This is a genomic window from Brevundimonas bullata (assembly GCF_003350205.1).
Lineage (GTDB): Bacteria > Pseudomonadota > Alphaproteobacteria > Caulobacterales > Caulobacteraceae > Brevundimonas > Brevundimonas bullata.
Genome location: NZ_QLLC01000059.1, coordinates 1 through 10207, shown reverse-complemented (window position 1 = coordinate 10207; position 10207 = coordinate 1). Strand labels below are relative to the sequence as shown.

3 protein-coding genes and 1 pseudogene are annotated in these 10207 nt (G+C 65.3%); 2 read left to right on the top strand and 2 right to left on the bottom strand.

Annotated features, from left to right (window positions below):
- Nucleotides 1–17: 17 nt before the first annotated feature.
- The gene (locus DXK21_RS15945; protein WP_114818750.1) at nucleotides 18–539 is read right to left on the bottom strand and encodes an FKBP-type peptidyl-prolyl cis-trans isomerase; all 522 of its coding nucleotides are present in this window, start codon (nucleotides 537–539) and stop codon (nucleotides 18–20) included.
- A gap of 500 nt (nucleotides 540–1039) precedes the next feature.
- Here DXK21_RS15945 and rpoB point away from each other — a divergent pair, with 500 nt between their 5' ends.
- Complete coding sequence (rpoB, locus tag DXK21_RS15940; RefSeq protein WP_114818749.1) at nucleotides 1040–5155, top strand: DNA-directed RNA polymerase subunit beta; 4116 nt, start codon at nucleotides 1040–1042, stop codon at nucleotides 5153–5155.
- Nucleotides 5156–5256: 101 nt separating this feature from the next.
- Nucleotides 5257–9453, top strand: a complete 4197-nt coding sequence (gene rpoC, locus DXK21_RS15935; RefSeq protein WP_114818748.1) for a DNA-directed RNA polymerase subunit beta' — start codon at nucleotides 5257–5259, stop codon at nucleotides 9451–9453.
- A gap of 57 nt (nucleotides 9454–9510) precedes the next feature.
- Here the strand turns inward: rpoC and DXK21_RS15930 are convergent.
- A pseudogene (locus DXK21_RS15930) lies at nucleotides 9511–10207 on the bottom strand (hypothetical protein); the annotation flags it as partial.

The window sequence follows — 10207 nt, the reverse complement described above, 5'->3', positions numbered from 1 at the left end:
GGGGGAAGGGAGAAGATTTATGCGGCCGGGTTCACTTCCAGCAGTTCGACGGTGAAGCGCAGGGTGGAGTTGGCGGGGATTTCCGTGCCCATCCAGCGGGGGCCGTAGGCGAGGTCGGCGGGGATGACGAACTCATAGGTCTCGCCGGTGCGCATCAGGGCGACGCCTTCGGTCCACCCCTTGATGACGCGATTCAGGGGGAAGCTGGTCGGTTCGTTGCGCGAATAGGAGCTGTCGAACTCGCGGCCGTCGATGAAGGTCCCGCGATAGTGGACCTTGACGGTGTCAGCGGCGACCGGCTGGACGCCGTTGCGGTTGGCCTTGCCGACGCGACGGTACTGCAGGCCCGAAGGGGTGGTGGTCCAGCCGCTGCGCTGGCCGTTCCACATCAGGTAGGCGGTCTGGCCGACCTCCCAGTTTTCTTGGGTGGCGGGACCTTGCGGCACGACCTGGGCCGTCGTGGCGGGCGCGGAAGCGCAGGCCGACAGGGTCAGGGCGAGGGCGGATGCGGCGAGCGCGGGCGGAATGATGCGGTTCATAACGGTTAGGCTTATCACAAGGCGTGGCGGTGTCGATGAGGCGGCTTTCCTCCCTGTTGCGCAGCAATGGGGAGGGGGACCGCGTAGCGGTGGAGGGGGCGGCGCTGCGGGTTGAGGGCGCGCGAGGGGTGGCGAGGGCGGCGTCGCCCCCTCCGTCACGGACGCTACGCGCCCGCGCCACCTCCCCATGCCATGGGGAGGAAAGGATTGGCTGCGGGGCCTTTATTTCGCCGGAGATCGGCGTATATATGCCGCTCCGCAGATTCCATGAATCCCGCGCGAAAGCGCCGAGGCCCGGTTTGTCGCCCTCCGACCGGTGCGCAGGCGTCGTCCCTTTCCCAAGGGGCGAGCATATTTCAGGCGCCCTGATCCCGCAGCGGATCGAGGGTGGGCGCCGAGAGAACTTACGGTCACGGATCGCCGAATGGCGGGCCGTGGCTGCTGCATTGACGTCGGGCCTCCATTCCTTTGTGGGGTGGGCTCGCGATTGGGAAAACAGAATGGCAAACTCCACTGACGGTCTCGCCCTGGGTAAGATCGCCTCCGCCACCTCGTTCACCGGAAAGAAGCGCATTCGTCACTCGTTCGGGCGTATCCCCGAAGCGGTGAAGATGCCGAACCTGATCGAGGTTCAGCGCGCTTCCTACGAGCAGTTCCTGCAGCGCGAAGTGCGCAGCGGCGTTCGCAAGGACCAGGGCATCGAGGCGGTCTTCAAGTCGGTCTTCCCGATCAAGGACTTCAACGAGCGCGCCGTCCTGGAGTACGTGTCCTACGAGTTCGAGGACCCCAAGTACGACGTCGAAGAATGCATCCAGCGCGACATGACCTATGCCGCGCCGCTGAAGGTCAAGCTGCGCCTGATCGTCTTTGAGACCGAGGAAGAAACGGGCGCCCGTTCGGTCAAGGACATCAAGGAGCAGGACGTCTACATGGGCGACATCCCGCTCATGACGGACAAGGGCACCTTCATCGTCAACGGCACCGAGCGCGTGATCGTCTCGCAGATGCACCGTTCGCCGGGCGTCTTCTTCGACCACGACAAGGGCAAGACCCACTCGTCGGGCAAGCTGCTGTTCGCCGCCCGCGTCATTCCCTATCGCGGCTCGTGGCTGGACTTCGAGTTCGACGCCAAGGACGTGGTCTTCGTTCGTATCGACCGTCGTCGTAAACTGCCGGCCACCAGCTTCCTGCTGGCCCTGGGCATGGACGGCGAGGAAATCCTCAAGACCTTCTACGAGACCGTGCCTTACGAGAAGCGCGGCGAAGGCTGGGTCACGCCCTACAAGCCGGAACGCTGGCGCGGCGTGAAGCCGGAGTTCGACCTGGTCGACGCCGACACCGGCGAAGTGGTCGCCCAGGCCGGTCAGAAGATCAGCGCCCGCGCCGCCAAGAAGCTGGCCGACGGCGGTCTGACCTCGCTGTCGCTGGCGGCTGACGCCCTGCTGACCAAGTATCTGGCCGCCGACGCCGTCAACTATGAGACCGGCGAGATCTACGCCGAGGCCGGCGACGAGCTGGACGCGGAATCGATCGCCCTGCTGGAAGAGCACGGCTTCACCACCATCGACGTGCTGGACATCGACCACGTCACGGTCGGCGCCTACATGCGCAACACCCTGCGGGTGGACAAGAACACGGGTCGTGAAGACGCCCTGTTCGACATCTATCGCGTCATGCGTCCGGGCGAGCCGCCGACCCCGGAAGCCGCCGAAGCCATGTTCAACTCGCTGTTCTTCGACAGCGAACGCTACGACCTGTCGGCCGTGGGCCGGGTCAAGATGAACATGCGTCTGGAGACCCCCGAGGTTTCCGACGAAATCCGCGTCCTGCAAAAGGACGACGTGCTGAAGGTGCTGCAGATCCTGGTCGGCTTGAAAGACGGCCGCGGCGAGATCGACGACATCGACAACCTGGGCAACCGTCGCGTGCGTTCGGTCGGCGAGCTGCTGGAAAACCAGTACCGCGTCGGTCTGCTGCGCATGGAGCGCGCCATCAAGGAGCGCATGAGCTCGGTCGATATCGACACGGTCATGCCGCACGACCTGATCAACGCCAAACCGGCTGCCGCCGCCGTGCGTGAATTCTTCGGCTCGTCGCAGCTGTCGCAGTTCATGGACCAAACCAACCCGCTGTCGGAAATCACTCACAAGCGTCGCCTTTCGGCGCTTGGCCCGGGTGGTCTGACGCGTGAGCGCGCCGGCTTTGAAGTCCGCGACGTTCACCCGACGCACTATGGCCGCATCTGCCCGATTGAAACGCCGGAAGGCCCGAACATCGGTCTGATCAACTCGCTGGCCACCCACGCGCGCGTCAACAAGTACGGCTTCATCGAGAGCCCCTATCGTCGCGTGAAGGACGGCAAGGCCACGGACGAGGTGGTTTACATCTCGGCCATGGAAGAGGCGAAGCACGTTATCGCCCAGTCCAACATCGAACTGAAAAACGGCGAGATCGTCGAGGACCTGGTCCCCGGCCGGATCAACGGCGAATCCCAGCTGCTGACCAAGGCCGACGTCGACATGATGGACGTGTCGCCGAAACAGGTCGTTTCGGTCGCTGCGGCCCTGATCCCCTTCCTGGAAAACGATGACGCCAACCGCGCACTGATGGGCGCGAACATGCAACGTCAGGCCGTGCCTCTGGTGCAGTCGGACGCGCCGCTGGTCGGCACCGGCATGGAAGCGGTCGTGGCCGTGGACTCCGGCGCGGTCGTGATCGCCCGTCGTGACGGCGTGGTCGAGCAGATCGACGGCACCCGTATCGTTCTGCGCGCCACCGGCGACGTGGACGCGGGTCGTTCGGGCGTCGACATCTATCGCCTGTCGAAGTTCCAGCGCTCGAACCAGTCGACCTGCATCAACCAGCGCCCGATCGTGCGCGTGGGCGATGAAGTGAAGGCCGGCGACGTGATCGCCGACGGCCCGTCGACGGACCTGGGCGAACTGGCTCTGGGCCGTAACGTCCTGGTCGCCTACATGCCCTGGAACGGCTACAACTTCGAAGACTCCATCCTGATCTCCGAGCGCATCGTGCGCGACGACATCTTCACCTCCATCCACCTCGAAGAGTTCGAAGTGATGGCGCGTGATACGAAGTTGGGCCCGGAAGAAATCACCCGCGACATCCCCAACGTCGGCGAGGAAGCCCTGCGCAACCTCGACGAAGCGGGCATCGTGGCCATCGGCGCTGAAGTCCAGCCGGGCGACATCCTGTGCGGCAAGGTCACGCCGAAGGGCGAAAGCCCGATGACGCCGGAAGAGAAGCTGCTGCGCGCCATCTTCGGCGAGAAGGCTTCGGACGTGCGCGACACCAGCCTGCGTCTGCCGCCCGGCGTCGCCGGCACGGTCGTCGACGTGCGCGTCTTCAACCGTCACGGCGTCGACAAGGATGAGCGCGCCGTGGCCATCGAACGCGCTGAAATCGAACGCCTCGGCAAGGACCGTGACGATGAGCTCAAGATCCTGGAGCGCAACGTCTATGGCCGCCTGAAGCCGCTGCTGCTCGGCAAGGACGCCGTCTCGGGCCCGAAGGGCATGGGACGCGGCGAAGTGACCGAAGAGAAGCTGGCCGAAGTGTCCAAGGGCCTGTGGTGGCAGATCGCCCTCGACGACGAGAAGGCGATGGGCGAGCTCGAGGCCATGAAGAAGCAGTTCGAGGACGCCCGTAAGGCGCTCGACCGTCGCTTCGAAGACAAGGTCGAGAAGCTGCAGCGCGGCGACGAACTGCCGCCGGGCGTGATGAAGATGGTCAAGGTCTTCGTGGCCGTGAAGCGCAAGCTTCAGCCGGGCGACAAGATGGCCGGCCGTCACGGGAACAAGGGCGTCATCTCCAAGATCCTGCCGATCGAGGACATGCCGCACCTGGACGACGGCACCCACGTCGACATCGTTCTGAACCCGCTGGGCGTGCCGTCGCGCATGAACATCGGTCAGATCTTCGAAACCCACCTGGGGTGGGCCTCGGCCGGCCTCGGCAAGCAGATCACGAGCCTGCTTGAGCAGTGGATGGACGGCGGCATGCGTGACGCCCTGGTGTCGCGTCTGACCGAAATCTACGGCGCCGACACCCCGCTGCCGGAATCGGACGAAGACCTGATCGAGCTGGCGCAGAACCTGGCCAAGGGCGTGCCCTTCGCGACCCCGGTCTTCGACGGCGCGCACATCTCGGACATCGAGGACCTGCTGGAATCGGCGGGTCTGGATCGTTCGGGCCAGTCGATCCTGTTCGACGGTCAGACGGGCGAGCAGTTCAAGCGTCCGGTCACGGTCGGCTACGTCTACATGCTGAAGCTGCACCACCTGGTCGACGACAAGATCCACGCCCGCTCCATCGGCCCGTACTCGCTCGTCACCCAGCAGCCGCTGGGCGGTAAGGCGCAGTTCGGCGGACAGCGCTTCGGGGAAATGGAGGTCTGGGCTCTGGAAGCTTACGGCGCCGCCTACACCCTGCAGGAAATGCTGACGGTGAAGTCCGACGACGTGGCCGGCCGCACCAAGGTCTACGAGGCCATCGTCCGCGGCGACGACAGCTTCGAGGCTGGCATTCCCGAGAGCTTCAACGTGCTCATCAAGGAAATGCGCTCGCTGGGCCTGAACGTGGAGCTGGAGAACAGCTGATCGGAAACTGAAGCCCTCTCCCGCCTGGCGGGGGAGGGCGGTCCGACCGCCTCTCCTCTCTGAATGAATTTTCGCGGGGCATTCCCGCAGAAGGAAAAAAGATGAACCAGGAAGTCCTGAACATCTTCAACCCGGTCCCGGTCACGCCGACCTTCGACCAGATCAAGATCGCCCTGGCCTCGCCGGAGAAGATCCGTTCGTGGTCGTTCGGCGAGATCAAGAAGCCGGAAACCATCAACTACCGGACGTTCAAGCCCGAGCGTGACGGCCTGTTCTGCGCCCGTATCTTTGGCCCGACCAAGGACTACGAATGCCTGTGCGGCAAGTACAAGCGCATGAAGTACAAGGGCATCATCTGCGAGAAGTGCGGCGTTGAAGTTACGCTGGCCCGCGTTCGCCGCGAGCGCATGGGTCACATCGACCTGGCCGCTCCGGTCGCCCACATCTGGTTCCTGAAGTCGCTGCCGTCGCGCATCTCGCTGATGCTGGACATGGCGCTGAAGGACGTGGAACGCGTCCTCTACTTCGAAAACTACATCGTCACCGAGCCGGGCCTGACCCCGCTGAAGCAGAACCAGCTGCTGACGGAAGACGAGTTCTATCGCTATCAGGAAGAATACGGCGACGACGGCTTCACGGCTGAAATCGGCGCCGAGGCCGTCCGCAACCTGCTGATGGGCATCGACCTGCACGCCGAAGCCGAACGCCACCGCGGCGAGCTGGCTGACAGCCCTTCGGAAATGAAGGCCAAAAAGGCGTCCAAGCGCCTGAAGCTGATCGAGGCCTTCCTCGAGTCGGGCAACAAGCCCGAGTGGATGATCCTGACCATCGTGCCGGTCATCCCGCCGGAACTGCGTCCGCTGGTGCCGCTGGACGGCGGCCGTTTCGCGACGTCGGACCTGAACGACCTGTATCGCCGGGTCATCAACCGTAACAACCGCCTGAAGCGCCTGATCGAGCTGCGCGCGCCCGACATCATCATCCGTAACGAAAAGCGGATGCTGCAAGAGTCGGTCGACGCCCTGTTCGACAACGGCCGTCGTGGTCGCGTGATCACGGGCGCCAACAAGCGTCCGCTGAAGTCGCTGGCCGACATGCTGAAGGGCAAGCAGGGCCGCTTCCGTCAGAACCTTCTGGGCAAGCGCGTCGACTACTCGGGCCGTTCGGTCATCACCGTGGGCCCCGAGCTGAAGCTGCACGAGTGCGGCCTGCCGAAGAAGATGGCGTTGGAGCTGTTCAAGCCCTTCATCTATGCGCGTCTGGACGCCAAGGGCCTGTCGGGCACCGTCAAGCAGTCCAAGCGCATGGTCGAGCGCGAGCAGCCGCAGGTCTGGGACATCCTGGAAGAAGTGATCCGGGAACACCCGGTCATGCTGAACCGCGCGCCGACGCTTCACCGTCTGGGCATCCAGGCGTTCGAGCCGAAGCTGATCGAGGGCAAGGCCATCCGCCTGCACCCGCTGGTCTGTACCGCGTTCAACGCCGACTTCGACGGCGACCAGATGGCTGTTCACGTCCCGCTGTCGCTGGAGGCGCAACTCGAAGCGCGCGTCCTGATGATGTCGACGAACAACATCCTGTCGCCCGCCAACGGCAAGCCGATCATCGTGCCGTCGCAGGACATCGTCCTGGGCCTGTACTACCTGTCGCTGGTGAAGGAAAACCAGCCGGGCGAAGGCAAGCTGTTCGCCAACATGGGTGAAATCGACGCCGCCCTGGACGCCCAGGTCGTCGGTCTGCACACCAAGATCAAGGCGCGCTGGACCGAGATGAACGCGGCGGGCGAGATCGTCACCAAGGTCATCGACACGACCCCGGGCCGGATGAAGCTGGGCGCGCTGCTGCCGCACAACGCCAACATCGGCTACAGCCTGCTCGACAAGAACCTGACCAAGAAGGAAATCGGCAACCTGATCGATCAGGTCTATCGCCACTGTGGTCAGAAGGCGACGGTCATCTTCGCCGACCAGATGATGCAGCTGGGCTTCCGTGAAGCCGCCAAGGCCGGCATTTCCGTGGGCAAGGACGACATCGTCATTCCCGCCAAGAAGGCCCAGATGGTCGCGGAAACGCGCACCCAGGTGGAAGAGTACGAGCAACAGTACGCCGATGGCCTGATCACCAAGGGTGAGAAGTACAACAAGGTCGTCGACGCCTGGGCCAAGGCCACGGACAAGATCGCTGACGAGATGATGGGCGAGATCGCCCAGCCTCGCGTCCTGATCAAGGGTCAGGAGCCGGACATCAACTCCGTCTTCATGATGGCCAACTCCGGCGCCCGTGGTTCGCAGGCTCAGATGAAGCAGCTGGGCGGCATGCGCGGCCTGATGGCCAAGCCCTCGGGCGAGATCATCGAGACGCCGATCATCTCGAACTTCAAGGAAGGCCTGACCGTCCTTGAATACTTCAACTCCACCCACGGCGCCCGTAAGGGTCTGGCCGACACCGCGCTGAAGACCGCCAACTCGGGTTATCTGACCCGTCGTCTGGTGGACGTGGCGCAGGACTCCATCGTCACCGAGGAAGACTGCGGCTCTACGCGCGGCATCACCCTGCGCGCCGTGGTCGAAGGCGGCGACGTGCTGGTCTCGCTGGGCCAACGGGTCCTGGGTCGCTATGCGGCCGAGGACATCAAGGAGCCGGGCGGCGACAAGATCCTGTTCCCTGCAGACACCTACCTGCAGGAAGAAGAGATCGAAGTCATCGACGCGGCCGGCGTCCAGTCGATCAAGGTCCGTTCGGCCCTGACCTGTGAGGCCGAAGCCGGCATCTGCGGCATGTGCTACGGCCGTGACCTGGCGCGCGGCACCAACGTCAACATCGGCGAAGCGGTCGGCGTCATCGCCGCCCAGTCGATCGGCGAGCCGGGCACCCAGCTGACGATGCGTACCTTCCACATCGGCGGTACGGCCCAGGTGGCGGAAACCTCGTTCTACGAGGCGACCAACGCCGGTAAGGCCAAGATCGTCGGCCCGACCGTTACGGCGGCGCACGGCGACCTGGTGGCCATGAGCCGCAACGTCGTCGTCACCATCGTCGTCGACGGCAAGGACCGCGAGACCCACAAGGTCCCGTACGGCGCCCGTCTGCGCGTCAAGGAAGGCGCCGATGTCGCCAAGGGCCAACGTCTGGCGGAGTGGGACCCCTACACCACCCCGATCCTGACGGAAGTCGGCGGCGTGATCCGCTTCGAGGACCTGGTCGAGGGCCTGTCGGTCCGCGAAGAAACCGACGAAGCGACGGGCATCGCCCAGCGCGTGGTTTCCGACTGGCGCGCCAGCCCCCGCGGCTCGGACCTGCGTCCGGCCATGGGCGTGACCCTGGGCGACACCTACGCCAAGCTGGCCTCGGGCTCTGACGCCCGTTACCTGCTGCCCGTGGGCGCCGTTCTGTCCGTGTCCAACGGCGACGAGGTCAAGCCGGGCGAGATCATCGCCCGTGTTCCGACCGAAGGCGCCAAGACCCGCGACATCACCGGCGGTCTGCCGCGCGTCGCCGAACTGTTCGAAGCCCGCCGTCCGAAGGACTGCGCCGTCATCGCCGAGATGGATGGCCGCGTTGAGTTCGGTCGCGACTACAAGAACAAACGCCGCATCAAGATCACGCCCGAGGTCAACGCTGACGGCGAACAAGGCGAGGCGGTCGAGTTCCTGATCCCGAAGGGCAAGCACATCTCCGTCCACGACGGCGATCTGATCCAGAAGGGCGACTACATCATCGACGGCAACCCGGACCCGCACGACCTGCTGCGTATCCAGGGCGTCGAAGCGCTGGCCGAGTATCTGGTGAACGAAGTGCAGGAGGTTTACCGACTGCAAGGCGTGCCGATCAACGACAAGCACATCGAAGTCATCGTCCGTCAGATGCTGCAGAAGGTCGAAGTCCTGGATTCGGGTGAAACCACCCTGATCCGCGGCGACACCGTCGAAGTGGCTGAAGCCGTTCTGGAAAACGCCAAGGTCGAGAAGCGCGGCGGTCGTTTGGCCACCACGCAGCCCGTCCTGCTGGGCATCACCAAGGCGTCGCTGCAGACCCGCAGCTTCATCTCGGCGGCGTCCTTCCAGGAGACCACCCGCGTCCTCACCGACGCCTCGGTCCACGGCAAGAAGGACATGCTGGAAGGCCTGAAGGAAAACGTCATCGTCGGCCGTCTGATCCCGGCGGGCACGGGCGCCTATCTGCGCTCGCTGCAGAAGCTGGCGAACCAGCGCGACGCGGAGCTGACGCAGGCCCGCGAAGACGCCATCGAGCCGCTGCCGGCCGACCTGGCGCTGGAACTGGAAAAGTCGGACGACTGATCCGTTTCGGAACTGAAGACTGAAGGGGGCGGCGCTGGCGACAGCGCCGCCCTTTTTCTATTGCGGCTCGCGAGGCGCGGCGGCGCCGGGCGTGGCGGGGCGTCCAGAAGCCGGCGGGCCGTCGCGACGGGTCTGAACGTTGCGGGCCGAGTCCATCTGCATCGATGAGTCCAGATGGGACCCTGCGCAGCCGTTGCCGAAGTTCGAGCCGGGGCAGTCCACTGCGCCGACCACGCCGACGCCGCCTGACAAGGGGCGGCGCTGGGCTTCGTAGCGCTGCATCTCGCGGGCGCCTTCGCGGGCGAAGCGGGCGTCGCGTGCCGCATTTCCACTGCCGGTGATGGGACGCTGGGCGCCCTCGGCGGCGCGGGCGTTGAAGCGCTCGTCGCAGATGTCGCGTTCGCCCTGGGTGAGGACGCCGGTCGAGGGGCAGCCGCTGGGCGAGAGGCGCAGGGCGCGGGCGTTGCGGCCGCTCTGACCCTCGGGCGCGAACCGCCAGGCGTCGGTGACGCCGCCCGCAGCCGGCGCCGGGGCGCCGCCTGGGGCGGGCATGGTCATGCGGGGGGCCGGCGCCGAGGGCGGACCGCCGGCGGCGGCCTCCTCTTCGTCCTTGTCTTTGGCGGGGCGACGCGCGGGCAAGGCCGGCGCGGGTCGGCTGGGCGCCGACTCAGTGACCGTCAGGGGCGGTGCGGGCTGGAGCCTGGGGACGGCGGGCGGCGCCACGACGGGCGCGACGATCGGGGCGGGAACGGGA